Origin of the sequence: Brevibacterium atlanticum (assembly GCF_011617245.1) — a bacterium.
Classification (GTDB): Bacteria; Actinomycetota; Actinomycetes; order Actinomycetales; family Brevibacteriaceae; genus Brevibacterium; species Brevibacterium atlanticum.
In genome coordinates this window covers 3,327,542-3,352,246 of sequence record NZ_CP050152.1, presented here as the reverse complement: position 1 = coordinate 3,352,246, position 24,705 = coordinate 3,327,542, and the positions used below count along the sequence as shown (strand labels likewise).

Genomic DNA, 24,705 nt, shown 5'->3' with positions numbered 1-24,705 from the left:
ATCGCAATTTCGACTGGTCGTGAGTTCTCCACCGATCGTCAGTTCCTCTGATCGTAGCGTTCGGACGGTCGCGTTCAGCCTCGGCGAAATCGTCGTTCAAGTCGGAGCGCACATATCGAACGGCGCACCGTTCGACAGGTGCGCTCCAGCTTGAACGAGGTTGAACAGACCGAGACATTGCGCCGGATGAGGCCGTATCTCGGCCCGGACAGGCAGAAGGCCCGCTCCCTGGTGGGAGCGGACCTTCGCCGTGGAGCGACTGAGAATCAGTGGCGCGGCGGTTCGTTCGGGTCGATCGGTCCGCCGCTTGCGGGGCCCTCGGCGGGTCCGGCGGTGGACGCAGCCTGGTTGCGCAGGATCTCGCGGATGTCGCCGAGCAGATCCTCGGTGGTCGGAGGAACTTCTTCCTCAGGAGCTCCGCGCTTACGCAGCTCGTTGAGCTTGTTCATCGGGACGATGATGATGAAGTAGACGATTGCGGCAACGATGAGGAAGTTGATGGCCGCGGTGATGACCGCACCCAGGTCGATGGTCGTTTCCTCGACGTTCGGCTTGATCTGGAAAGCCAGAGCCGGGCCCTCGGCGCCACCGACAGCGGCGATGAGCGGGTTGATGATCTTGTCGGAGAAGGCGGTGACGATCGCGGTGAACGCGCCGCCGATGATGACCGCGGTTGCGAGTTCGACGACATTCCCCTGGAGAATGAAGTCTCTGAAGCCCTTAAGCATTAGAGAAACCCTTTCGGTGTGTGTTCACTGAAATGCGGTTGAGAATTACTCAATTACGTTCCAATGGTACACATGAGTAACACAATCTCGACAGATTTCTTCGCGATTCTCGTCACCGTTCGATCAGCAATGCGCGATTGACCGGTGTCATCAGCGACGATGCACCCGCTCACGCCTCGCGGTACGGACCGGTCAGCTCCGGGGTAAACAGCGCCCACGCTGCTCGGATACGGGACCGCCAATGCCGATATCGATGCGGTCAGTGAGGCAGTATTGCGAAGCTGATCGGCAGCCCGGCGAATTCGGCGACGCGTCCGGCATCCTCAGCCGAGAGGATGACCGATACAAGCTGACCTGATTCGGCGGCTATTCCCTCCGGCTTATCGACGAGGCGGGCGATCGTCACCTCTTCGACGACGACTTCGGACCCGCCGTCCGGTAGAGAGGAGTACAGCCGGATCCTCTGCCCGGGTTGCAGAAGGGCGGCCGAGGCATCGTCGGCGAGCCTGATCGGCATGAGCAGGTCCCGACTGCCCTCGGGCAGGGCCTGCTCGTCGAGCACGATCGATGCCGTCAGCGCCGACCCCTTCGACAGCCCCGCTGAGGTGTGTCGACCCTTCGCCTCGGCGATGGAGGTGAACGCCTTGTCGGGCACCAGCTCGGATGGGAAGTCCTTGAGGGCAAGGTCCTGGGAAGCGAGTTCGGCACCCGGGGCAAGATCCGTCTTCGCCACGACCACGGCGGTTCCGGATTCGTTCGGGGTGAGCGCCCAGACGATCAGGGCGCAGGCGCATGCGAGGCAGACTGCGGCGAGGATGCGCTGCGGGCGGATGCGAGATGATCGCGCCCACGTGGTCGACGTGCTTCGGAAACGCTGCAGGATGCCCATGCGACGACCCTGGTTCGGCCGGGTCGGTCGGGCAAGGGAGCCGATAGGGCCTGTGGATGGGGATCGCTGTCCACAGGCGATCGACGCTTAAGTGGCGGAGGTTCTCAGCCTGCCGCGGGAGTGTTCGCCGCCGAGGTACTGGACGACGCGGAACTGGATGCGGAGGAGTCCTTCGACGACGGGGTGCTGGCGGCTTCCTTCGACGATGAGTCGGAACTCGAGGAGTTCGAGGAGCTGACGGTGCTCGAGGTCGACGACCGTGAGTCGGTTGCGTAGAAGCCCGAACCCTTGAAGCTGATGCCCACTGTGCCGAAGACCTTCTTCAGGCGACCCTGGCATTCGGGGCAGACGGTGAGCGAGTCGTCGCTGAAGTCCTGATGAATATCAAAGGCGTGACCACAGCTCTTGCAGGCGTAGGAGTAGACGGGCATTCGAGACCTTTCTTCGACGAGAAGATTATAGTGCACGTCGAACTGTTGCTGCCGCACCGGTCCGGAAGATGCACAGGGTTATCCACATGCCAACACGTCGGAGTGGGTGGTGATTCCCGATTCTCAGTGGTCAGGCGGGGTGACGGTGTGCAGACGGGCCGAGCGGACGCGAGCCGAGCGGAGGCGGAAGAGCGGAGGCGGGCCGGGTGCAGACGGGCCGAGCGGACGCAAGCCGGGGTCGACACTCAGGCGGGTTCGAAGGTGTGCAGGCCGGTTTCGGTGGCGGCCGCGGGAATACGCAGGTCCCAGTCCTCGGCGACGAGCCCGGTCAGTGCGAGTTCGGAGGCGAAGCAGACCCCGACCACCCGAGGCTCCTGTCCCAGCGGTGCCGCACCGTGGGGTCCGAAGGTGCGGTCGTAGAAGCCACCGCCGTTGCCCAGGCGGGCACCGTCGACGCCGAACCCGAGGGCCGGAACGAAGATGAGGTCGAGGCCGACCCCGGACGACAGCAGCTCTTCCGCAGTGAGGAAGCCTGTGTCGCACTGCGGTTCTCGGATGCCCCATTTGCCCTGCGGTTCGAGAGTGGCCATCGATCCCGTGACCTCGCCGAACGCGAGCGGCTCTCCGACTTTCGTGACGACCGGCAGGAACACTGTCCCCCCGGCGGCAAGGAAACGGTCGATAGCGGGGTCGAGGTCCGGTTCCCCCGGAAGGGCGGCATACGCCAACAGGGAGCGGACCGGGCGGGAGGAGATGAGTTCCCACGCGGCGTCGGCCACGGTCGTGACGGAATCGGGTCCCACCTCGGTGGGGGAGTCGCCAGCCAGACCACCGGCCACGGTCGCGATCGAACCGGCTCCCACCTCGGCGCGGGCACGGTCCGCGCGAGCGGAACGGATGTGAGAACGCAGCTGAGCCTTGGAAGTCGATGAGTCCACGTGATTCAGATTATCGGGGCGGGGCCGATTCGTTAAGATGACGTCATGAGTGATGAAGTGCAGCGTACCGTTCGCAAGGCCGTGATCCCCGTCGCCGGCCTCGGAACTCGGTTCCTCCCCGCCACGAAGGCCACCCCCAAAGAGATGCTCCCCGTCGTCGACAAACCCGCGATCCAGTACGTCGTCGAAGAAGCCGTCGATGCCGGACTCCAGGACGTCCTCATGATCACCGGCCGCAATAAGCGACCGCTCGAGGACCACTTCGACCGGGTCGACGGGCTCGAAGCCGCGCTCGCGCAGAAGGGCGATGACAAGAAGCTCGCCGCCGTGCGCCATCCCTCCGAACTCGCCGACATCCACTATGTCCGACAGGGCGATCCGAAGGGCCTCGGCCACGCCGTGCTCAAGGGCCGCCAGCACGTCGGTGCCGAACCCTTCGCCGTCCTCCTCGGCGATGACCTCATCGACGAACGCAGCCCGATCCTGCCGAAGATGATCGAAGTCGCCGAGAAGACCGGCGGCAGCGTCGTCGCCCTCATGGAGGTTCCGCCCGAGGCCATCCACCTCTACGGCTGCGCCGCCGTCGAAGCCACTGCCGATGACGAGGTCGTCAAGGTCACCGGCCTGGTCGAGAAGCCCGCCACCGAGGATGCGCCCTCGAACCTCGCCGTCATCGGCCGTTATGTGCTCGCGCCTGAGATCTTCGACGTCCTCGAGACGACCGAACCGGGCCGCGGCAACGAAATCCAGCTCACCGACGCCCTCCAGGAACTCGCCGGCGATGCTGACGGTCACGGCGTCTACGGTGTCGTGTTCAAGGGTGCCCGCTACGACACCGGCGACAAGCTCGACTACCTCAAGGCCGTCGTGCAGATCGCGTGCGACCGTGACGACCTCGGCGAGGATCTCAAGGGATGGCTGCGCGACTTCGTTCCCACGCTGGACTGAGCGGGGACACCTGGTGTGGCCGGTCATCCTGACTGATCGACAGTCCGATATCGTGCTGCGACCGCTGCGCCGGCGCGATGAGCAGGCATGGCGTGAGGTCCGCCGCTTCAACCGCGATTGGCTGCGCCCGTGGGACGCGACCCTGCCGGCACCCGGCCAGGAGCTGCCGGGATTCCGCACCATGGTGCGGATGCAGGACCGGCAGGCCAAACGCGGGCAGACCGTGCCCTTCGCCATCGAGGTCGGCGGGGACTTCCGCGGCCAGATCACCGTATCCGGGCTGAGCTGGGGATCCATTCTGTCCGGACAGATCGGATACTGGATCGACTCCCGCGTAGCCGGACGCGGCATCACGCCCATCGCCGTGGCCATGGCCGCCGACCACTGCTTCTTCGCCCTCGGCCTCCACCGCGTCGAGATCAACATCCGCCCGGAGAACGCGGCCAGCCTGCGGGTGGTCGACAAACTCGGCTTCCGCGACGAAGGGCTGCGCACGCGGTATATGCACATCGACGGACAGTGGTGCGACCACCGCACCTTCGCGCTTCTGGCCGAGGATGTGCCGCAGGGCCTGCTCGGCGCGTACCGGCATGGGACCTCCGGGGGAGCGGCGAGCTGAGCGGTGCCTGCGCGACGAGCTGAGGGGTGCCTGCGCGACGCGGGGCAGATCGGGTCGCTGCGGCACGTGGCCGCGCCACCTGGGAATTGTGTGAACTTCGCACCTGTTTGACCGACACACCACCCGTGTTCACGTCCTCGTCGATGCCTGCAACTTAGGGTGGCATTGTGGACACCAGCATCATCGTCGTCATCGCCATCGTCGTGGTCTTCGCCGTTGCTGTGCCCGCAATGATTCGGAAGTCCGCGACGGAGCTCTCGCGCGCCGAAATCGACACGGTCCCCGACAACGCGGCCGTCGTCTCAGCGACAACCCCGAATCCCGGGCACGACCATTCGGTGCGCACCCAGGTCTTCCGCGACAAACCTCGCAAGACCCCGTCCGTGCCGCTGCCGGATGTCTCCCACACCGAGGCGGCCCCGCAGCTGAGTCTGTCGTCGACGCCCGAATTCTCTGTCATCGATGGTCAGGCGGAAACGACGACCATCGCCGAGGCGGCCGATGAGTCCCAGCTCCACGTCATGCCGATCGCGGTCGGTGAGACCCGCTCGGCCTACCCGGCCGAGCACGGGGTCGCCGGCCAGGGCGGTGCCACCGGGCAGCCGGCGGTCGCCAACAAGGGCAGTGCCGCCGGGCAGAGCGGAGTCGGCAATGTGCGGATGCTTCACCCTGCCGTCCACGCCGTGTTCAACGATTCCGCTCCCGGCTCCGGCTCACAGGGAGGCCCGCAGAGTGATCCGCAGGCCGGCCCAAGCCGACCTGCACAGATGCATCCGCCGCATGCGCAGTCGCCTACGGCACGCGGCCGATCGGCGAGCGGGCCCGCCGGTCGCGGCGGCGCATCACGCACCGGAGGACCCGGTGCGAGTCGGGGCGACCGCCTCGGCAACGATGCCCAGAAGACAGACGCACCACAGATGTCCAATCCGAACGTCGGAGACGATGAGGAACACGCGATGACTGAGCAAGCAACGACCCTGCGGGAGTCCCTGAAGTCGCTGAACACGATGGTCAGGGGATTCGCCCTGGTGTTCCTCGCGTCGATGCTCGGCATCCTCGTCACGAGCGTGCTCGCACTGTTCTCGGTCGTCCACATCGCGCTGGCCGGAGTCTTCCTCGGCCTCGCGGTCGTCTCCCTGTTCCTCGTGCGCACCCTCAATCTGCGCAAGGCCGAGGTGAAGAAGAAGCTGCGCCGGCTCGACCGGTCACCGCAGCGATCCGCGAAGACGGTCCCGGTGAAGACGCAGCAGAGCCATGCAGCCGGCAGCGCCCAGGCGACGGCGGCCGCCTCGGTCGACGCGCAGCCCGCCGGGAATGCTCGGCAGTCTTCCGCGGCTACCCGGCAGTCGGCCCCGTCCGGCCAACAGCCCGCCCAGGCCGCCCGGCAGTCGGCCCCGTCCACCCAGCAGCCCGGCCCGGCCGCCCGGCCGTCTGGTTCGGAGCGGACGACGGCACGCACCCACACTGCGGCACGACCGGCATCCTCGGCGTCGACCTCTAGCGGGACTGCCGCCCGGATCGCGGCCGCCGCGCAGGCGAAGAACGGATCGACGAAGGCCGCGCGGGCCCGAGCCGCGATGACACACAGCACCGAAGCGAAGAAGGCCCGCGAGGAAGCCGACACCGGCGAGATCCCTCTCGTGCGCGTCCGCAAGGAAGCCAGCGAGGGACACACCACCCGCCAGGTACTGCTCACCGGACCGATCCCGGTCGTCAAGGAGGATGCCCCCGCCGAGGCGGCCGGCGACGCCGCTGAGGCGACCACAGCCTCGTCTGCCGAGTCGACCGTCGGCTCCTCTGTTGCCTCATCCGCTGACCCGACGGCCGGATCGTCCGTCGAGGCTGATTCGACCACTGAGTCGCCCGCTGAGAAGGACGCGACCGAGGCTCCGGTCGCGCTCGGCGCCGACCTCGTCGCCGATGCCCCCGCAGCGGAGAGCGGACAGAACAGTGCCGACTCGGACGTGCACGCGGCACTGAACGCTGCTGCCCCGAAGGTCGACGACCCGTTCATGCAGCGTCTGAAGTCGCGCGACGGATGGTCGCCGACGCCCCTGCCGGTCCCCAGCTACGTCGGTGCCCCCGAGGCCGAACACCAGGTGCCCTCGGCGACGGCGGCCGATGCCAGTTCGTATGAGACCGAGGCGCGCAGCCGTGAGGACATCGCCGCTCAGTTCGCCGCCGAACTCGGCTACCGTCCGGAGCTCAGCGACTCCGCCCGCGAGGAAGGGCCGCTCGGACACGGACGCAAGGCGATCAGGACGAACAAGGCCGCCGACCTCGGCGCCGTCAACGACGTGCTGGCCCGCCGCCGGGCCTGACGCTTTTCGGCGTCGGCGAGGAGCTGACGGCCCTCGCTGCGGTCGGGACTGACCCCCATCGGTATGGTCGCGGCGCACTCGACTCGCAGCCCGGGCAGGCGTCGTATCATCGACCACTGAAGCTGTACACCTTGTTCTCAACGACTCACGCTCTTCGGTGAGTATTTCGGGGCAGGGTATGCCGATCAGTCGGTGAAGACGGACCAGCAGATGGCGTTGCGGCGGCTCTGATCCTCGAGGACGAGTTCACGGACCTCGTCCGGGAGCGCTCGGCGCTGCCACCGAAGTTCCGCTCGTCCTGCCGCAAGATCGGACTCCTTCGGTCCGCGTGCGGCCTTGATCGCATAGGCGGCCGCACCGAGGTCATGCTCGGCGACGTGGCCGACACAGGCCGCTTGCCCCGCCGCATAGGCAGCGAAGCGGGCCGGACCCGTGAGCGGCCTGGCCGCGCCCATCGCGTGCCCGCCGGCGGCGCGTGCGGTCATCATCGGCATCTCACCGGCCGCCCACGCCCGCGCGGCTGCGATGGCCTGCTCGGGCCGATCATCCTCCGGACAGACGGCTGCGAAGAACTGGAGGACATGCTCGGCGCAGTCGGCGGCCCACCGTGCAAGGAGTTGGTGGTGCTCATCGGTGAGGGAGCCGCCTCGGCGAATGGTGACCATCCGCGGATCTCGGACCTCGGGGAGGATCATGCGGAGGCCCCCTGTCTCTGAACGGTGCACCGGGTGTTTCGGTGCGATGTGGATCCGTGGCATGCGGTGGACACCGATCGGGCGCCCTGAGTTCCTCATGCTACTGTTCTCAGCGATGATTCCGGCTGTCAACCCGCGATGGTGCGCCGACCACACAACATTGCAAGGAGACGCACATGTCCGCAGCCGAGACCCACAATACCCGCGACCAGGTGAGCATCAGACGGGCTCGTCGTGCAGCGATCGGATCGTTCATCGGCGCTGTGGTGGAGTGGTACGACTTCCTCCTCTACGGCATCGTCGCCGCTCTCGTCTTCGGTGAGCTCTTCTTCCCCGGCTACAGCGCGCATGCAGGAACCCTCGCTGCCTTCGCGACCTTCGGCGTCGGATTCGTCTTCCGCCCTCTCGGCGGGATCATCTTCGGCCACTTCGGCGACCGCCTCGGTCGGAAGTCGATGCTCATCTGGACGATGACGATCATGGGCGTCGCCACAGCCCTCATCGGCGTGCTTCCCACCTACCAGTCGGTCGGGTGGGTGGCTCCGGCCCTGCTTGTGACACTGCGGTGCATCCAGGGCGTCGCCGTCGGCGGCGAATGGGGAGGCGCGGCCCTCATGGCCGTCGAAAGCGCTCCGTCGAAGCTGCGAGCATTCTTCTCCAGTGGAGTGCAGATGGGCTACTCGTTCGGTCTCCTTTTGGCCACCGGATTCGTCGCGCTGCTGAGCGGCAACTTCTCCCAAGAGGCCTTCCTCGCGTGGGGCTGGCGCATTCCCTTCATCTTCAGCGCCGTGCTCGTCCTCATCGGACTGTGGATCAGGGCCGGTGTCGAAGAGTCCGAGGAGTACCTCGAGCGGGTGAAGAACGCCGATGAGGACAAAGTCGCCAAGGTGCCGCTGTTCGAGGCGTTCAAGCGCTTCCCCGCTCAGATCGCCCAGATCGTCGGCCTGCGGTTCATCGAGCTGCTGACGATGTACATCGTCACGACGTTCGCGCTGTCCTACTCGAACGAGGAGCTCGGCCTCGACAGGCAGGTCATGCTCAACATCACCCTCCTCGTCGGCGGTCTCGGCATCGTCACCATCCCGGCCTTCGCCTACCTCTCCGACAGATTCGGGCGGCTGCGCGTCTACCTCACCGGAGGCATCGTCGGGTTGCTGAGCACAGTGCCCTTCTTCTTCGCCCTCGAATCCGGCAGCATCGTCACCATCGTCATCTTCGCCGTTCTGCTGGTCAACATCGCCCACGACGCCGTCGTCAGCGTCCAGCAGCCACTCTTCGCCGAAATGTTCAGTCCCGAGTTCCGCTACAGCGGCGCCGGCGTCGGCTACCAGCTCGCCAGCGCGATCGCCGGCGGCTTCACGCCGTTCATCGCCACCTTCCTCGTCGGAGTCGGAGACGGATCGTGGTACCTCGTGGCCGCCTACCTCGGCGGTGGCTGCCTCATCTCGATCGCCGTCGCGCTCTACCTCGTCCGCCAGTGGCACGTGTCCCGAAGCGATGCGCAGGCGTCGGCGACACAGCGCACCGACACATCCGCCCGGGCAAGGGACTGACGGTCCATTGCAGACTCAGGCGCGGGGTGTCGCCACGTACTTGATCTCGAGGAACTCATCGATGCCGACGCGTCCGCCCTCGCGACCGAGTCCGGACATCTTCACTCCGCCGAACGGTGCGGCCGGGTTCGAGACGAGGCCGGTGTTGAGACCGACCATGCCTACCTCGAGCTTCTCGGCCAGGCGCAGCGCCCGCTCGATGTTCTCACTGAAGAGGTAGCCGGCCAGACCGTACTCGGTCTCGTTCGCCAGTGCCATGGCCTCCTCGTCGGTGTCGAAGGTGACGATCGGGGCGACGGGGCCGAAGATCTCGGTGGTCCGGATCGCGGAGTCGGCGGGCACGTCGGTGATGACGGTCGGGTCGAAGAAGAAGCCCTTGCCCTCGATCCTCTTGCCGCCGGTGAGGACCTTCGCGCCCTTGGCCACGGCGTCGTCGACGAGTTCGGCGACCTTGTCCAGGGAGTCCTGATCGACGAGCGGCCCCACCTCGGTGCCCTCATCGAGGCCGTTGCCCACCTGCATCGACCCGATGCGCTCGGCGAGCTTGGCCGAGAACTCCTCGGCCACGGCGGAGTGGACGAACAGGCGGTTGGCCGCGGTGCAGGCCTCACCACCGTTGCGCATCTTCGCGAGCACGGCACCGGTGACGGCCTTGTCGAGATCGGCGTCCTCGCAGACGACGAACGGGGCGTTGCCGCCGAGCTCCATCGAGGTCTTCATGACGTTGTCGGCGGCCTGCTTGAGCAGGTTGATGCCGACCTCGGTCGAGCCGGTGAAAGTGATCTTGCGGGCGATGCCCGACTCCATCCACGGGGTGACGACGCGGCGAGCCGACTCCGAGGTGACGATGTTGAGCACACCTGCGGGCAGCCCCGCCTCGTTGAGCACGTCGACGAGCATGAGCGAGGTCAGCGGGGTCAGTTTCGCGGGCTTGAAGACCATCGTGCAGCCGGCGGCGATGGCCGGGCCGATCTTGCGGGTGCCCATCGCCAGCGGGAAGTTCCACGGGGTCACGAGGATGCAGGGGCCGACCGGTTCACGGGAGACCATGAGGCGGTTCTTGCCGTCGGTCGACTGCATGAAGTCGCCGGAGACGCGCACGGCCTCCTCGGAGAACCAGCGGAAGAACTCGGCGCCGTAGGTGACCTCGCCCTTCGATTCGGCGAAGGGCTTGCCCATCTCGGCGGTCATCACCGCGGCGATGTCGTCGGCGCGTTCGATGAGGAGTTCGAAGGCGCGGCGGAGGATCTCAGCACGGTCGCGCGGAGGGGTTGCGGCCCACGAGGCCTGCGCGTCACCGGCGGCCTTGATCGCGGCCTCGGCGTCGGCTGCCGAACCGTCGGCCACGGTGGTGATGACGTCGCCGGTGGCGGGGTTGTGGACCTCGATGGTCTTGCCGCCTTCGGCCTCGCGCCACTGGCCGTCGATGAACAGTCCGGTGTTGAGTGTGTCGATGATCGGCGTGATGTCCACGACGGATTCTCCTTGATTGTGATCTGAGCGGAACCGCGTCGTCGTGGGCGTGAAGGATGATCCGGTCCAGGCTTTCCTCGACGGCGGCAGAGTGTGCGGCCCCCTCAGTGTAGGGGGCGTGAGGCTCGCGCGCACTGCGGAATTCGTCGCTCAGGAATCTCGATTGCGAGGATCACGTGCCATGATCGACAGGGATGCATGGGTGAGTGCGCTGGTGGCGATGAGTTGGCGGTTGTGCATCGTGATGCCGCGGATCACGCGGAGGCAGACTTCGTCGCGACTGAGTTCGGGGCCGATGGGGCGGATGTTGCCTCGGGCGACCGGGGCGATGGCTCGGCACTGGGCGACGACCGAATCGGCGCTCACGGAGTAGCCGGCCTCATCGGCCATTGCGAGGACACGGGTCAGGGCGGTCCTGGCAGCGGATTCCTCGTCCGGCCAGCCGAGGCGGTCCAAGGCCTCGGCGACGATTGCGTCGAAGCGATCGGCCGGGGTCGCGGCGCCGGCGCTGTCTGCGTCCTCGGCGGCCGCGATGGCGTCGCCCGCGTCCTCGGAGACGACGGCGGCGCCTGCGTTGTCGACGGCACCGCCGTCATCGCCTGCATTGCCAGCGCCCGTGGTCGGCTTGAGCGCGTAGGGCGCGGATCCGGGAGCGCGCAGCGCCGAGGCGGGAAGCCCCGAGTTCCCGCGCAGGGCGAGTTCCTGGCAGATCCCCATCAGCTCGATCGTCGGCAATGTTTCGTCGTCGATAGCCCGAGTGAGCTCGGCAATTCCGGTGATCGGAATCGACAGCTCGTTGCGCAGCCACCTGATGAGCGTGAGCCGGTGAAGATGGGAGTCGTCATAGACCGCCGTGGTCGCATTCTTCTTCCGTCCGGGCGGGAGGAGTCCTTCATGGATGTAGTACTTGATGCTGGCGGTCGAGACCCCCGCGGCCGCGGCCATAGCACTGAGTTTCATTACGGATCTCGCTTCTTCTGGTCTTCGTCGTATCCGGCGGTTCCCGCTCTGCACGGCGAATGCCCATCAGGCGCGTGAGCCGATCCGCATCGGATAGTGGATTCAGCCCGAACTATCTACGTTGCCGCCATTGGTTAGCGGCACTATCTTAACTGCATGTCCACATTGTTCGTAGCCATCCATGCCATTGCCGCCTCGGGTGTCGTACTGCTGGGCCCGATTCAGATCCTCCGCCGCACCAAGGACCGCAAGCACCGCTTCATCGGCCGGTCCTGGGTCATCCTCATGTACTTCGTGTGCGTCAGCGGAATGTTCATCTACTCCTTGACCGGATCGTTCACGGCCTTCCACGCGTTGGCGATCTGGACCTTCATCTCCACGACCCTCGGCGTGATGGCCATTCGCCGCGGCAAGGTCCGCCGCCACATCTTCATGATGGTCGGTTCCTACCTGGGTGCGGTGACCGCGGGCGTCTTCGCAGCGATCATCCCCGGTCGTGATATCCCGCGGCTGGCCGTCAGCGATCCGGAACTGCTGTGGTCGCTCGTGGCCTTGGTGATCGTGCTGGCCACGGCCTGGGCGGTGTTCGTGCTGGGCTTCGTCTCCGGGCAGGACCGTGTGTCGGCCGATGCCGGTGATGCGGTGCCGGCGTCTGCTCCCGAAGCATTGTCTCCGGTGGGGGCGATAGCCGCACCGACGAGCTCATCGTCCGCTCACGCGGATGCAGCGCCACTGCCGGCTGGTGTGTCGTCAGCGCCGACGGGCGAGCCGCTCGCACCTGCCGACCAGCAGTGACGCGGTTGATCGCCCACCACCGGCAGTGACGCGGTTGAACGCGCACGAGGAGTCTGCGCTCATCGGTCGGCAACGACGAAATTGCGGACGACGAGGCTGCCGATGACGAGAGAGTCCCTCAGGCGACGTACGCGTCGAACTCTGTGTTCTTCTGCAGGAAATTGTGCACGTAGGAGCACGTCGTGCGGAACTTCAGCCCCGCCTCGGCGCTGGTCTCAAGCGCGAAGCGCACAAGGTGGGCGGCGAGCCCGCGCCCGCCCCATTCGGGGGAGACCTCGGTGTGGGTGAAGGTGCGGACCGCGCCCTCGGCGGTGTCGTCGGGGCCGGCCTCACGGTCGATGTAGTCCGCGACGCCGATGACCGTGCCGTCGTGGGAGACGGTGAAGCGGTGGGCGGCGGCATCCTCGGCGACGGTGAAGGTCTCTCCGTTGACCTCGAAGTCCATGTCAATCCTTTCGAACGTCCGTGCCCGGCGGCACCGCGGCGGATGATCGGTGTCGATCTGTCCTGACCTCTGACACTATAGTTCTGCAGTCGGGAAACCGACTAGTCTGATGAACTTGACGCAATGGTCGGGATTCCCCGGCCGCATCCCAGTCGAACGCTCGCGAAGGAGTCGGTCACATGTCCTCACCCCACCCGGTCACCATGGTGGATGCGCACCAGATGATCCTCCACGAGGCCGGGTACGAGGTCACCGAACTCACCGAGGCGGACATCTCCGACTACGTCGCACTCGTGTCCTCGGCCTATCGCGGGGAGGGGTCGAAGCAGGGCTGGACCACCGAGGCGGACATCCTCGGCGGGCAGCGTCTCGACGTGCCGATGGCCGAGGAGATGCTCGCCGAGGCCGACTCCGTGATCCTGCTCGTCCGCGACGCGCAGGGACGGGCCGTGGCCAGCGTCTACCTGCGCGAACCCGAGAATGGGGAGGCCTACCTCGGCGTGCTGGCGGTCTCACCGCTGGGTCAGGGCAAGGGTGTGGGGTCAGCACTGATGAACCTCGCCGAGGCGTGGGTGTCTGAACGCTGGAGCGCGCACGCGATGCGGATGAGCGTGATCAACAAGCGCGATGAACTCATCGCCTACTACGAGCGCCGAGGCTACGAGCGCACCGGTGAGGTCGCGCCCTTCCCCTACGGCGACGAGCGCTTCGGGGTCCCGAAGGTCGACGATCTGGAGTTCGTGCTGCTGCTCAAGCCGCTGGGGTGAGCAGAGGGGCTGAGCGCAGGCTGGTGCCTGCCGAGCTCGCGCCGGTGCCGGGTTCATAGGTGGGCGTTTTGGTCGGATTCTGCTGCGGTGGACCCGACCAAAACGCCCACTTAGCGGACTTCGCGAAGCGATCAACGCCGCGAAATCCCGTTGGCCGCTCCCGCCCGGGCCGGCTCGGGCCCTGCCAGACAGACAGTCAGCCTCAGAACAGCATCGCGGGCACCACGAGTCCGCCGACCAGTGCCACGGGCCCGATGACGACCATCGACATGCCGAACTTCACGAGGATGCGCGTCAGGCGCGGCTTGTCCTCGACCGGGGCGGTGGCCACGACAGTGGCACCGAGGGTCGAGAACGGCGAGACGTCGACGACGGCCGAGCACACTCCCAGTGCCGCGATGAGCGCCCAACCGGGCACTCCACCTGCGGCGATGAGCGGCAGGGCCAGTGGCACGAGGGCCGCGAGAATGCCCGTGGTCGAGGCGAACGCGGACACGAGCCCGCCGACGATGCAGAGGACGAATGCCGCGATGAGCGGCGAACCGATCGACTCGGCGCCCTCGCCGAGGAGGTCGACGGCTCCCATGTTCTGCAGCACCCCGACGAACGTGATGATGCCGCCGACGAGCAGCACGGTCGACCAGTCGATCTTCGGAAGCGCGGCCTTGCCGGTCTTCGGATCGACGAGGGAGAGGATCGCGCCGAAGAGGAAGCACAGCAAACCGATGTCCGGATCGTTGCCGAGGGCGGCGAGGACGACGACGCTGCCGACGAGGCCGATCATGAAGATGACGGTGAGGATCTGCACGAACGTGAACGGTGCGGAATCACCGGTGGGCTCCGAGCTCGAGGAGTCGAAGAGCGCTTCGTCCTCGTCGTCCTCACCGAAGGCCACCTTCGTCGCCGAGGCGGACCCGCGGGAGATCCGTGAGTTCGCATCCGCTGTGGTGCCGGTGCCATCGGCGGCGGAACCGGAACCATCAGAACCGGCGGACTCTGTGCCGGTCGCGACAGCGGCGGCGGACTTCCGGCCGAACAGGGATCGTCCGTACATGAAGTAGGCGACGACGAGCATGATGAGATAGGTGACGACGGCGATGCCGAAGAGCACATAGGGGGAGAGGTCGATCCCGGCCCCGCGTGCGGTGCTGTAGGTGACGATGCCGTAGAGGCTGGTCGGAGCGAAGCCGCCGGCGCCGATGGCGAAGCAGATCGCGAGCCCCATGAGTGCGTAATCGACCCCGTACTTGCGGGCGACCTGCATGCCCACGGGCATCATGACGAGGCCTGCAAGCGGTGCGCCCATCGCAGCGATGCAGCCGGTGATGACGAAGAAGACTGCCGGCAGGAGGACTGCCGAGGAGCCGACGCGTTCGAGGGCCCAGTCGATGATCCGATCGACGGTGCCGTTCTCCTGGGCGATGGCGAAGAAGTAGGTCACTCCGGCGAGGAGGACCATGATGTCGAGGGGGAACTCGGCGATGATGTCATCGACGGTCATGTCGGTGAGCAGAAGTCCGGTGCCGGCCGCGCCGACGAGCATGAGTACGCCGATCTGCACGCCGCGGACTGCGCCGACGGCGAAGAGGGCCACAAAGATGAGGAGGGCGATGATCTGGGTGAGCATGATGTCCTTGAGAAGGCTGACGCGACACTGTGCAACGCTGACTGATTCGCTGAGAGACACTACCAGTGTTACTGGCCGGTAAGGGGTGGGACATGTCCGAACGGTCGGAAATTCCCGTCAGGTGGGTCGCTGGCGGTTCGGGAATGCCATCACCGAGGTGGCGCCGGGTTCGCGTGGAGCCGTCACCGAGGTGGCGCCGCAGGGTGCTGCCTCAGAACTACCTGACGGCGGCTCAGCAACCTCGCGCCAGGTTGCTGAGCCGCCGTCAGGTAGTAGTTTGGGTGCGGTCTCAGGTGAGGAGGAGCGCCCCGCCGAGGCCGATGATCCCGACGATGATCGTTACCGCGGCGGCCAAGGCGAGGGGGCGGGCGCCGAGGTTCTTCAGCGCCCGCCACTGCACGCCGCGGCCGAGGGCGAACATGGCCATAGCCAGGCACACGGTCTGGATCCAGCCGAGTCCCGTCACCGCGAACTCCGGGATCAGGCCGAAGGTGCGCAGCGCGGCCATGGCGAGGAAGCCGAGAACGAACAGCGGCACGATCGGCGGCCGTGGAGTCTTCGCAGATGCCGTGGCGGTGCGGGCCGGACCCGATCCGGTGCCAGCTGAATCGGCAGCGCCCGTTCCGACACCAGCCGAGCCGGCCGCACCCGACCCCGCGCCATCTGAGCCTGTCGAATCCGACCGGGCACTCCCCTCGGCGGCGGGACCCGACCATGCACCCGCCTCGGCGAGGGTGGACTGTGCATGCGTGTGCGCCTTGGCCTCGCTGCGGCGCACCGCATAGCTGAACACGGCGACGGTGGGGGCGAGCATGATGACGCGGGCGAGCTTGACGAGGACGGCGACCTCGAGGCCGGCGGGCCCGATGATGCCGCCGATCGCAACGACCTGGGCCACCTCGTGGGTCGACGCCCCGCCCCACGTGCCAGCGGTGGCCGGTGCGAGTCCGAAGGCGGTCGCCAGGGAGGGGATGATCGCGATCATCAGGGTGCCGAACAGGACGACGAGACCGATCGCTGCGGCCACATCCTCCTTCTTCGAGCGCAGGGTCGACTCGACACCGGCGACAGCCGCGGCGCCGCAGATGCCGAACCCGCAGCCGATGAGCACTGCGAGGTCACGATCGACCCGGAACGGCCGCGCGAGAGCCAGCGCGGAGCAGATTCCTGCGGCGACGATGACGGCGGCCAGCACGAGGACGAGCCAGCCGAGGTCGAGGATGTCACCGAGCACGACCTGCGCGCCGAGGGCGACGATGCCCACGCGCAGCAGCGGTTTCGCCGCGAAGTTGAGGCCGGGCAGAACCGTCTCGGGCAGGTTGGGTGCGAGGTTGCCCAGAGCGATGCCGAGCACGATCGCCACGAGGAGAGGGGAGAGGACCGGCAGCAGCATGGAGATCGGCCAGGCGATCGCCGTCGCGAGAGCCGCGACGGCGAGTCCGGGGAGGAGAGAGGTGATGCGGTGCATGACCCCAGTCTGGCAACGGCGGGAACCCTGCGGTAGACGGCAATTCCGCGCCGACCCATACTCATCTGATATGCCATGATGGGCATATGCATGACCTCACGGACATGAAGGAGTGGCCCGAACTGCAGGCGCTCGGGCTGCTCGTGGCCCTCAGCGGCAATGCGCGCTCGATCGGCCAGGCCGCGGCGAAGCTCGACCTCGCCCAGCCGAACGCCTCGCGCAGCCTGCGCAATCTCGAGCGTGACCTCAAGGTGCCGCTGCTCAGACGCTCGCCGCGCGGCACCGAACTCACCGTCGAAGGTCAGGCCGTCGCTGAATGGGCGTCGACGGTCATCGAAGCCTATGACACCCTCAACGCCGGCGTCCGCGCGATCCAGGACGCCCGCGCCGGCACCGTCAAGGTCAGCGCCTCGCTCACGGTCGCCGAATACCTCATGCCCCGCCACCTCACGACCTTCCGCGCCGCCCACCCGGAGATCGGCATCGGCCTGTCCGTGGAGAACTCCGCCACCGTCATCGACCGGGTGCGCCGGCAGAGCTGCGACCTCGGGCTCATCGAATCCGTGTCCGTGCCCTCCGACCTCACCGCCGAGGTGGTCGGTCGTGACCGACTCATGATCGCCTGTGCCCCGAGCTTCGCCGAGGCATGGTCGAAGCCCATCACCGCCGAGGCGCTCGCCGAGGTTCCGCTCTTAGTCAGGGAGATCGGCTCGGGCACTCGGGAAGCCATCGACTCCGCCCTCTCAAGAGCCGGGGGAGTCCGCGTGGCCGGGGAATACGGGTCGAACTCCGCCCTGCGCATCGCCGCGGCCACCGCCGTCGCCCCCGTTGTGCTCTCCGAGCTCGCGCTGCGTGATGACTTCCGGTCCGGGCGACTGCTGCCGCTGCCCGTCGACGACTCCGTCGACCTCTCCCGCGAACTCCACGCCGTCTGGTCACCCGGCCGTCGCCAGACGCCCGGGGCCCGCCTGCTGCTCGAGCACATGGTCCGCAGCCTCGGGTGATGTGGTGTGCAGTGCCGCCCGCAGAATGGAACTCGCCTGCATGTGAGGGCCTGCACCTCTATATTGGGGACCATGACATCGCCTGAGTCCACACCCCGCCGCACTGAACTGGCCCCGGACACCATCGTCGTCGAAACCGGACGGCCGGTCCGCGTCGACGGCGCCTCGGTGAATCCGCCGATCGACCTGTCCTCGACGTTCATCAGCGCCGGCGACATCGAGAACTCTCCCTATGGGTACGCCCGCTTCGACACTCCCGCATGGACGCCGTTCGAAGAGGCGCTGGGACAGCTCGAACATGCGGCGCTGCCGGGGCTGGTCTTCGGCTCCGGCCTGGCGGCGATCTCTGCGGTCAGCAGCCTCGTCCCGGCCGGTGGCACCCTCGTCATCCCGAAGCACAGCTATCAGGGGGCGCTCGCCTCGGCAGAGCAGATCGCGCAGCGGCAGGGCTTCGACCTCGTCACCGTCGACATCGCCGACACCGAGGCTGTCATCGCCGCCCTCGACGGTGCGGCCGCCTCGGCGGGGGATGACGCATCCGTGTCCGGGCCGGGGATGCTGTGGATCGAATCGCCGACCAACCCGATGCTCGAGGTCGCCGACGTTCCCGCGCTGATCACGGCCGGACAGGACCGCGGCTTCCTCGTCTCCGTGGACAACACCTTCGCCACCCCGCTGCTGCAGACCCCGCTCGACCTCGGCGCCGACATCGTCGTCCACTCGGTGACGAAGTACCTCGCCGGACATTCCGACGTCGTGCTCGGGGCGGTGCTGACCAGCGACGACGAGCTGCGGGAGGCGCTGCACACCGAGCGCTCGATGCGCGGCGGAATCGCCGGTCCCTTCGAGGTCTGGCTCGCCCTGCGCGGGCTGCGCACGCTGGCCGTGCGCCTCGACCGCGCCCAGTCCAACGCACAGGCGATCGCCGAACGCCTCGCCGCCCACCCCGCCGTCGTCGAGACCCGTTACCCGGGCCTGCCGAACGACCCCGGCCATGCCCGCGCAAGCGCGCAGATGAAGGGCTTCGGTGCGATCATCGCCTTCACCGTCGACACGGCGGAGAGGGCCACCGCCATCGCCGAGGCGGTCCGACTGTGGACCCCGGCGACCTCCCTGGGCGGGGTGGAATCCCTCATCGAACGCCGACGTCGGCACGCCGCCGAACCGGAGACGGTGCCCGAGGGGCTCATCCGACTGAGCGTCGGGATCGAGAACCTCGACGACCTGTGGGCCGACCTCGAGGCGGCGCTGGGCTGATGGAGCACCCTCCGGGCCGGCGGGACGATGGCGATCAGGCGGGCGACCAGGGCCAGCCGGGCGGCCACGTGCGTTCGGACGGCCACGAGGTTCCGGGCGGCCACGTGCGTTCGGACGACCCGAGCTACGTGCTCGACCGGCCGAGCGCGGAGGACGTCGAGGAGCTCTTCGCCATCGACTCCGACCCGCGAGTGTGGACGCATCTGCCCAGCGGACGGATGACGGGCAGGGGTGAGGCGAAGGCGATCCTCGCGCGACTGACTCAGCAATGGGAACTCGACGGCCTCGGGCCGTGGATGGTGCGCGACGTTGCCGGCGGTGACCTCCTCGGCCATTGCGGCTGCTCGCTGCGCGGGGTGCCCGAACCCGGTGCGTCCCGGAGCGTGCCGGGCGCGTTCTGGAATCTCGGCTACCGGTTCCGCCCCGAGGCACAGGGGAGGGGACTGGCGACCGCGGTCTCCCGCGACGCCATCGACGACGCCGCCCTCATCGACGCCGAGCTACCGGTCGTGGCGTATCTGCTCGAGCACAACACCGCCTCGGCGCAGGTCGCCCGCAAGCTCGGCTTCGATCTCGTCCATCGGGCACCGGATGCCGGCAACCCGGACCCTGCGGCCATCCGACTCGTCTTCGCCGACCGCGAACTCACTTCCGTTCAGCTGGACGCGACCCTGCGCTGAGGCCGGCGCGGCATGCCTCCCGGAGGGGAGACCGGCGCGGGTGTCGTGACCCTGTCTCTCCGATTCGCAAGAATAGGTCGGTCCGGCGTCCAGGCGTGTGACGCAGATCAACTTAACGTACGTTAAAGTGGCGGTGGAAGCACGTGCGCCCGTGGGGTGCATGGAAGCAGAAGTGCCAACAGCCGCCCGCATCGACCACTCACACGGCCGCCGGGCTGCCACGTAAGGAGTCGCATTGTCCGACAGCGTTCTCGTCAGCGTCAGTGGTGGCGTCACCACGATTTCCATCAACCGGCCGGAGAGTCTCAACGCCCTCACGCAGGAGTCGGTGCTGGCCATCGGCGACGCCGTGAGAGAGGCGGAGGCGAACACTCAGGCCATCGTCCTCACCGGCAACGACCGCGCATTCAGCTCCGGGGCCGATCTGCAGGGCGGAGTCGCCGAGAGGCAGGGGATCGAACTCGACCAGGCGAATGCGATCATCCGCAGCCTCATCGACGCCTCCGTGCCCACGATCGCAGCGGTCTCCGGACCGGCCGCCGGCATCGGCTGTTCATTCGCCCTGGCCTGCGACTACCTCGTCATGAGCGAGAAATCCTATCTCATGCTCCCCTTCACGAAGATCGGCCTCATGCCCGACGGCGGTGCCACGGCACTCGTCGCCGCCTCGGCGGGTCGGCACCGTGCCCTGCGCCTGGCTCTGACCGGGGAGAAGCTGCCCGCCGCCGACGCCTTCGACTGGGGACTGGCCAGCGAAGTCGTGCCCGCCGGCGAACACCTCACCCGCGCGTCCGAGCTCGCTGCGGCGTGGGCCAAGGGAGCACCCCAGGCGATGGCCGCGGCCAAGGCCGCGATCAACGATGCCACCCTCACCGAACTCGACGGCGCCTTCTCTCGCGAGGTCGAGGGACAGGCACGGCTGCGAGCCTCGCAGGACTTCGTCGAGGGCGTCGCCGCCTTCCTCGAGAAGCGCACCCCGACGTTCACCGGCGAGTGATCCCCGCCCCCGCCTCGGCGAGTCATGGGGTCCGGCGCGGCCGGAGTGGAACCCCGCCCCGCCTCGGCGAAATCCCGCCCCCGCCCCGCCTCGGCGTCGGGTCTCTGATTGATAACACCTGCCCCACCGGATGTGATCGGCATCACTGGAGCCGATAGTCTGACGGCAATACCCACCCGTTGCAGGCGAACCCAGCGGTTTTCCTGCGGCTCAGCACGAACGAAGGAGTCTCATGCTCACTGGCATTCCATCCACCCTCGGCGACAGCTACCAACTCAACACCACCACCCTCATCAGGCATGCGGCCACGGTCTTCGGCCAGTCCGAAGTCGTCTACCGCCGCTCCGACGGCTCGTGGGGCCGATCGAACTACGCCGAGGAATTCAAGCGCATGGCCCAACTGGCGCACGGCCTCGACGAACTCGGCGTCGGCGCCGGCTCCATGGTCGGCGTCATCGACTGGAACTCCCGCCGCCACCTCGAGCTCTACTTCTCCGTCCCCGGCGTCGCCGCGACCATGCTCCAGCTCAACCTGCGCCTCGCGCCCGAAGACCTCGCCTACGTCGTCAGCCATTCGAAGTCCGACTGGATCTTCGTCGACGAATCGCTGCTCCACGTCGCCGAGGCACTCGCTCCGAAGCTCGACGTCAAAGGCTGGGTCGTCATGACCGACAAGCCCGCGTCCGAGATCGAGACGAGCCTGAACAACGTCGTCTTCTACGAGGACCTCATCGCCGACAAGCCCGAGACCTACGACTGGCCCGTCGTCGACGAGAAGACCGCCGCCTACGCCGGCTACACCACCGGCACCACCGGCCGACCGAAGGGCGTGTACTACTCGCACCGCTCGATCTACCTGCACACCATGGGCGGGCTCGCGGCACTCCACGCCGACTTCGACGACTGCGTCATGCCGATCACCCCGATGTTCCACGTCCTGTCCTGGGGCTTCCCGCAGAACGCCGTGGCCGCTGGTGCCAAGCTCGTACTGCCGGGCAAGTTCGCGGCCGAGGAATTCGGCGCGATCGGCCAGGCCTTCATCGAAGAGGGCGTCACCCTGGCCAACGGTGCACCGGCGATCTTCGCCCCGATGCTCGCGATGATGAAGAACATGCCGCAGCCGCCCGACCTCAGCGGAGTCCGCCTCGTGTCCGGATCCTCGGAGCCCCCGCTGTCGATGATGCGCGGGTTCAAGGAGATCACCGGCGCCGAGGTGATCCACGGTTACGGTGCCACCGAGACGACCCCGTTGGCCACGACGAACTGGAAGCTCAAGCCCGGCATGGACCTGGACGAGGAGGAGCGCTGGGACCTCAAGCGCTCGCAGGGCCTGCCGATCATCGGCGTCGACCTCAAGATCGTCGATCCCACCGGTGAGGAGCTGCCGCGCGATGGGAAGTCGATGGGCGAGATCCTCATGCGCGGACCCTGGATCACCGAGTCGTACTACCAGCTGCCGGACAACTCCGAGCGGTTCCTCGACGGCTGGTGGCGCTCGGGCGACGTCGGCGTCATCGACGAGAACGGCTACCTCAAGATCACCGACCGCCTCAAGGACGTCATCAAGTCCGGCGGCGAGTGGATCTCCTCGATCGACATGGAGAACGGCATCCTCGACAATCCGAACGTCAAGGAAGCCGCCGTCATCGGCGTCCCCGACGCGAAGTGGGATGAGCGCCCCGTGGCCTACGTCGTGGCGAATGACGGCGCCGAGGTGACCCGTGAGGACATCATCGAAACGCTTGGTGAGCGGTTCGCGAAGTGGCAGATGCCCGATGAGGTCAACGTCGTCGACGAACTCCCCCGCACCTCGGTGGGCAAGCTGGACAAGAAGCTGCTGCGCAAGGAGTGGGACGAGAAGTGAGCTGAGTTGATTCCTGCCTCGCTGGGCAGGGCAGGGCTGGGTTGCAACAAGCCCGTTATCCGGGCGATTCAGCCGAAACCACGGTGGAGCGCCGAGACAACGCTGTGTGCACAGTAGTCTCGGCGCTCCACCGTTGTCTCGAGGTTCATCAATGTTTGGGATCAGTGGTTTTCGTGTTCAAGGGCCTGGGTGATGGCCCATTTGATCTGCTCGAAGATCTTGGGTCTGAAGAGGTCGCCGAACGTGAGGTTGAAAACCTTGAACCCGGCATTGACGAGGTTCATATTGCGCTGGTGATTCTGGCGTGCGGCCGCGTTGGGGCCATCGGGATGCATGTAATACTTGCCGACCCCATGGACTTCCACGACGACGAGGGCCTTCTCATGGCGAAAGTCGTTCCGGCCGATGAATGCTCCTGTCGAGGAGTAGGCAGTGACCTGGGGCGTCATTCCGGTGATGCCGTGTCGGTGGAACTTGACCGCGCAGTACGCCTCCGCTCCTGATTCGTGGAGTTCACTTGCGAGCTCGAGTGCGAGGAGGGCGCGCTTCCGGCCGCGACGACCCGGAGCGAGCCTCGGCAGGAGTGACTCCCTGTTGATGTGGCGTTCTCTCAGCCCCTCCGAGATCAGGGGCACCGATACTTCGAGTGGGTGATCGAGAGCAATGTCAGCAAGAGTCCTGTCCAGCGTGGTCACTGGATAGCCGAGGGTGTGGTCGACATCGTCCTCAGCAAGGTCGCGAGCGTAGAACAAGAGGTCCGAGTATGCACGAGAGTAGGCAGGGCGGGTGACCTCCACCCTTTCCGTTCCGACCTCAACGGGGTCGAGACCATGCAGCAGGGCGGCTGACATGTGCGAAAAGGCGTCTTCGGGCAGTAAAGAGTCCCGCCGAGTGGCGATGCTCATGCGCAGCTTCTCTGCATCGTCTCTGATGTCGCCGCGGAATGTGGGAAATGTGATGCCAGGCTCTCTGAGCAAGTGGCGAATGGTGTCGACGTGAGAGTTCGGGCAGTTCGACTTGATGATGTAGTGGCCCTTGCGCACCTTCTTGAGGCAGCATTTCAAGGCCTCTGCAAGGTCAGCACGAGGCATATCGAGTTCGCTGAGTTCGACCCGCGTCACGGTCCGGAACATGAACCAAGTGTGGCGCAATGGATCATCAAATGCAACCAAATAGCATCAAATACTATTCTACGTCAGCAAAATATCAACTTTGTAGTCTGCGCGCTTAAGGTGAGTACCCGGTTGTTTCAAGCCCTTGGCCCGGGTGGTTCAGCCGAAACCACGGTGGAGCGCCGAGACCACTGTGTGTGCAGCGGTGTCTCGGCGCTGCACCGTTGTCTCGAGGAAGAGCAGGTGAAATGCTCAGGGGTGGTGGAGCAGGTAGGTCCCGCCCTTGAGGCACGTGTCGACGACCCAGCCGTCGCCGACGAGGCCCGTCAGCGAGGTCCGCAGCGCCATGCGCCAGCGGCCGGCCAGCTCCGCATCCTGACCGCGCAGGTCCTCGATGTCGAAGGGGAAGTCGAGCGAGACGACCTCGGTCTCCTTCGGGACTTCGCTGAGCAGGGGCTCGCCGTCATCATCGGCGCGCAGGCAGGAGAAGGCGGAACCGGCATCGGCGACCGAGGCCCGTGCCGGACGGTCGAGCGGCCAGGACACCATCATCCGATCGCTGGCCTGCCCGGAGTTCACCCCGTCGCGCATCTGACCGTAGAAGTCCTCGAGGTACTCGACCATCCCGACGCCGAGGCGCTGGAAGTTGAAGTAGGCGTTGCGGGCGACCAGCGGATCGAAGGTCCAGGTCATCTCCGTGATGCCGAGGTTGAGGCACCAGAGGCGCTGGTGCAGCTTCATCGCCGATCCGGCTCCGCGGCCGATGACCTGGTGGCGCACGCCGGCGATGTGCGAGTGCATGACGGTGCCCAAGGGCCGGCCGAAGAAGCCGATGGTCACGCCGATCATCTCTTCCGGGTCGTCGACGCTGTAGGCGGCGGAGACGTAGTTGCCCGCGTGGGCGAAGGCGATGATGAGGCTGGGTTCGAACACGGTCGAGCCGGTCTCGTCGACGCTCCAGACCTCATCGAGCAGCAGAGAGGCCCGGGCCGCCTCCTCGGCGGTGTGGATCTCGCGCACCTCGATGCCTGCGGTCTCGGCCGCGGCGGCGAATTCGTCCTCGGCCAGGGCGATGATCTCCGAGTCCACTGTTCGCAGTCCTGCATTCGCGCTCATGGTGTAATTGTGCCACCG

23 protein-coding genes and 1 pseudogene are annotated in these 24,705 nt (G+C 66.8%); 12 read left to right on the top strand and 12 right to left on the bottom strand.

What is annotated here, in order from left to right; translation table 11 throughout:
- Positions 1-266: 266 nt before the first annotated feature.
- Together mscL and GUY23_RS14945 are read right to left on the bottom strand one after the other, a co-directional pair.
- Positions 267-728, bottom strand: coding sequence for a large conductance mechanosensitive channel protein MscL (gene mscL, locus GUY23_RS14950; RefSeq protein WP_166973609.1), 462 nt, complete (start codon positions 726-728; stop codon positions 267-269).
- A 259-nt stretch (positions 729-987) separates the two neighbouring features.
- Complete coding sequence (locus GUY23_RS14945; protein WP_166973606.1) at positions 988-1,617, bottom strand: SAF domain-containing protein; 630 nt, start codon at positions 1,615-1,617, stop codon at positions 988-990.
- Between the two features lie 120 nt (positions 1,618-1,737).
- Between GUY23_RS14945 and GUY23_RS18850 the strand changes: the two genes are divergently transcribed.
- Positions 1,738-1,893 carry a hypothetical protein gene (locus tag GUY23_RS18850; protein ID WP_323127167.1) on the top strand — a complete coding sequence of 52 codons (156 nt, stop codon included), beginning with the start codon at positions 1,738-1,740 and terminating at the stop codon, positions 1,891-1,893.
- Between the two features lie 14 nt (positions 1,894-1,907).
- On the opposite strand, the pseudogene GUY23_RS18845 reads toward GUY23_RS18850, so the two are convergent.
- Together GUY23_RS18845 and GUY23_RS14935 are read right to left on the bottom strand one after the other, a co-directional pair.
- Positions 1,908-2,048: pseudogene (locus GUY23_RS18845) on the bottom strand (FmdB family zinc ribbon protein); the annotation flags it as partial.
- Between the two features lie 245 nt (positions 2,049-2,293).
- Positions 2,294-2,986, bottom strand: coding sequence for a 5-formyltetrahydrofolate cyclo-ligase (locus tag GUY23_RS14935; protein WP_228282408.1), 693 nt, complete (start codon positions 2,984-2,986; stop codon positions 2,294-2,296).
- Positions 2,987-3,031: 45 nt separating this feature from the next.
- Here GUY23_RS14935 and galU point away from each other — a divergent pair, with 45 nt between their 5' ends.
- From galU to GUY23_RS14920, 3 genes are all read left to right on the top strand, one after another.
- Positions 3,032-3,934 carry a UTP--glucose-1-phosphate uridylyltransferase GalU gene (gene galU, locus GUY23_RS14930; RefSeq protein ID WP_166973600.1) on the top strand — a complete coding sequence of 301 codons (903 nt, stop codon included), beginning with the start codon at positions 3,032-3,034 and terminating at the stop codon, positions 3,932-3,934.
- 13 nt (positions 3,935-3,947) lie between these two features.
- Positions 3,948-4,553 carry a GNAT family N-acetyltransferase gene (locus GUY23_RS14925; protein WP_208085374.1) on the top strand — a complete coding sequence of 202 codons (606 nt, stop codon included), beginning with the start codon at positions 3,948-3,950 and terminating at the stop codon, positions 4,551-4,553.
- Positions 4,554-4,720: 167 nt separating this feature from the next.
- Positions 4,721-6,874, top strand: coding sequence for a hypothetical protein (locus GUY23_RS14920; protein WP_166973597.1), 2,154 nt, complete (start codon positions 4,721-4,723; stop codon positions 6,872-6,874).
- 185 nt (positions 6,875-7,059) lie between these two features.
- Here GUY23_RS14920 and GUY23_RS14915 read toward each other — a convergent pair whose 3' ends face one another.
- Positions 7,060-7,569 (bottom strand): putative immunity protein, encoded by a 510-nt coding sequence (locus GUY23_RS14915; RefSeq protein WP_166973594.1) that lies wholly within the window; start codon positions 7,567-7,569, stop codon positions 7,060-7,062.
- Between the two features lie 176 nt (positions 7,570-7,745).
- Here GUY23_RS14915 and shiA point away from each other — a divergent pair, with 176 nt between their 5' ends.
- Positions 7,746-9,122, top strand: a complete 1,377-nt coding sequence (gene shiA, locus GUY23_RS14910) for a shikimate transporter (RefSeq protein ID WP_166973591.1) — start codon at positions 7,746-7,748, stop codon at positions 9,120-9,122.
- A 15-nt stretch (positions 9,123-9,137) separates the two neighbouring features.
- On the opposite strand, the gene GUY23_RS14905 is transcribed toward shiA, so the two are convergent.
- Both GUY23_RS14905 and GUY23_RS14900 read right to left on the bottom strand, forming a co-directional pair.
- A complete protein-coding gene (locus GUY23_RS14905) occupies positions 9,138-10,595 on the bottom strand; it encodes an NAD-dependent succinate-semialdehyde dehydrogenase (protein ID WP_166973588.1) in 1,458 nt (485 codons plus the stop codon).
- 150 nt (positions 10,596-10,745) lie between these two features.
- Positions 10,746-11,555 (bottom strand): MerR family transcriptional regulator, encoded by an 810-nt coding sequence (locus GUY23_RS14900; RefSeq protein ID WP_166973585.1) that lies wholly within the window; start codon positions 11,553-11,555, stop codon positions 10,746-10,748.
- Positions 11,556-11,711: 156 nt separating this feature from the next.
- Between GUY23_RS14900 and GUY23_RS14895 the strand changes: the two genes are divergently transcribed.
- Positions 11,712-12,350 (top strand): DUF2306 domain-containing protein, encoded by a 639-nt coding sequence (locus GUY23_RS14895; protein WP_166973582.1) that lies wholly within the window; start codon positions 11,712-11,714, stop codon positions 12,348-12,350.
- 118 nt (positions 12,351-12,468) lie between these two features.
- Here GUY23_RS14895 and GUY23_RS14890 read toward each other — a convergent pair whose 3' ends face one another.
- Positions 12,469-12,795: a GNAT family N-acetyltransferase gene (locus GUY23_RS14890; protein WP_166973579.1), complete on the bottom strand. Its 327-nt coding sequence runs from the start codon at positions 12,793-12,795 to the stop codon at positions 12,469-12,471.
- Between the two features lie 179 nt (positions 12,796-12,974).
- On the opposite strand from GUY23_RS14890, the gene GUY23_RS14885 reads away from it, so the two are divergent.
- Positions 12,975-13,562, top strand: coding sequence for a GNAT family N-acetyltransferase (locus GUY23_RS14885; RefSeq protein WP_166973576.1), 588 nt, complete (start codon positions 12,975-12,977; stop codon positions 13,560-13,562).
- Positions 13,563-13,764: 202 nt separating this feature from the next.
- Here GUY23_RS14885 and GUY23_RS14880 read toward each other — a convergent pair whose 3' ends face one another.
- Both GUY23_RS14880 and GUY23_RS14875 read right to left on the bottom strand, forming a co-directional pair.
- On the bottom strand, positions 13,765-15,189 hold the full coding sequence (locus GUY23_RS14880; RefSeq protein WP_166973573.1) for an SLC13 family permease: 1,425 nt from the start codon (positions 15,187-15,189) through the stop codon (positions 13,765-13,767).
- A 289-nt stretch (positions 15,190-15,478) separates the two neighbouring features.
- Positions 15,479-16,657, bottom strand: coding sequence for a YeiH family protein (locus tag GUY23_RS14875; RefSeq protein ID WP_166973570.1), 1,179 nt, complete (start codon positions 16,655-16,657; stop codon positions 15,479-15,481).
- 86 nt (positions 16,658-16,743) lie between these two features.
- On the opposite strand from GUY23_RS14875, the gene GUY23_RS14870 reads away from it, so the two are divergent.
- The 5 genes from GUY23_RS14870 to GUY23_RS14850 all read left to right on the top strand — a co-directional run bounded on the left by GUY23_RS14870 (position 16,744) and on the right by GUY23_RS14850 (position 22,459).
- Positions 16,744-17,661 (top strand): LysR substrate-binding domain-containing protein, encoded by a 918-nt coding sequence (locus GUY23_RS14870; protein WP_166973567.1) that lies wholly within the window; start codon positions 16,744-16,746, stop codon positions 17,659-17,661.
- A gap of 72 nt (positions 17,662-17,733) precedes the next feature.
- Positions 17,734-18,918, top strand: coding sequence for a trans-sulfuration enzyme family protein (locus GUY23_RS14865; RefSeq protein ID WP_166973564.1), 1,185 nt, complete (start codon positions 17,734-17,736; stop codon positions 18,916-18,918).
- A complete protein-coding gene (locus tag GUY23_RS14860) occupies positions 18,918-19,598 on the top strand; it encodes a GNAT family N-acetyltransferase (protein WP_166973562.1) in 681 nt (226 codons plus the stop codon). Before GUY23_RS14865 ends, GUY23_RS14860 begins: the two co-directional genes overlap by 1 nt.
- Before the next feature lie 235 nt (positions 19,599-19,833).
- Positions 19,834-20,595, top strand: a complete 762-nt coding sequence (locus GUY23_RS14855; protein ID WP_166973559.1) for an enoyl-CoA hydratase-related protein — start codon at positions 19,834-19,836, stop codon at positions 20,593-20,595.
- A gap of 232 nt (positions 20,596-20,827) precedes the next feature.
- Positions 20,828-22,459, top strand: a complete 1,632-nt coding sequence (locus GUY23_RS14850; RefSeq protein ID WP_166973557.1) for a long-chain-fatty-acid--CoA ligase — start codon at positions 20,828-20,830, stop codon at positions 22,457-22,459.
- Positions 22,460-22,620: 161 nt separating this feature from the next.
- Here GUY23_RS14850 and GUY23_RS14845 read toward each other — a convergent pair whose 3' ends face one another.
- Entirely contained in the window at positions 22,621-23,592 is a 972-nt protein-coding gene (locus GUY23_RS14845; protein ID WP_166973554.1) for a hypothetical protein, read from the bottom strand.
- A 231-nt stretch (positions 23,593-23,823) separates the two neighbouring features.
- Positions 23,824-24,687: a hypothetical protein gene (locus GUY23_RS14840; RefSeq protein ID WP_166973552.1), complete on the bottom strand. Its 864-nt coding sequence runs from the start codon at positions 24,685-24,687 to the stop codon at positions 23,824-23,826.
- Between the last annotated feature and the right edge of the window lie 18 nt (positions 24,688-24,705).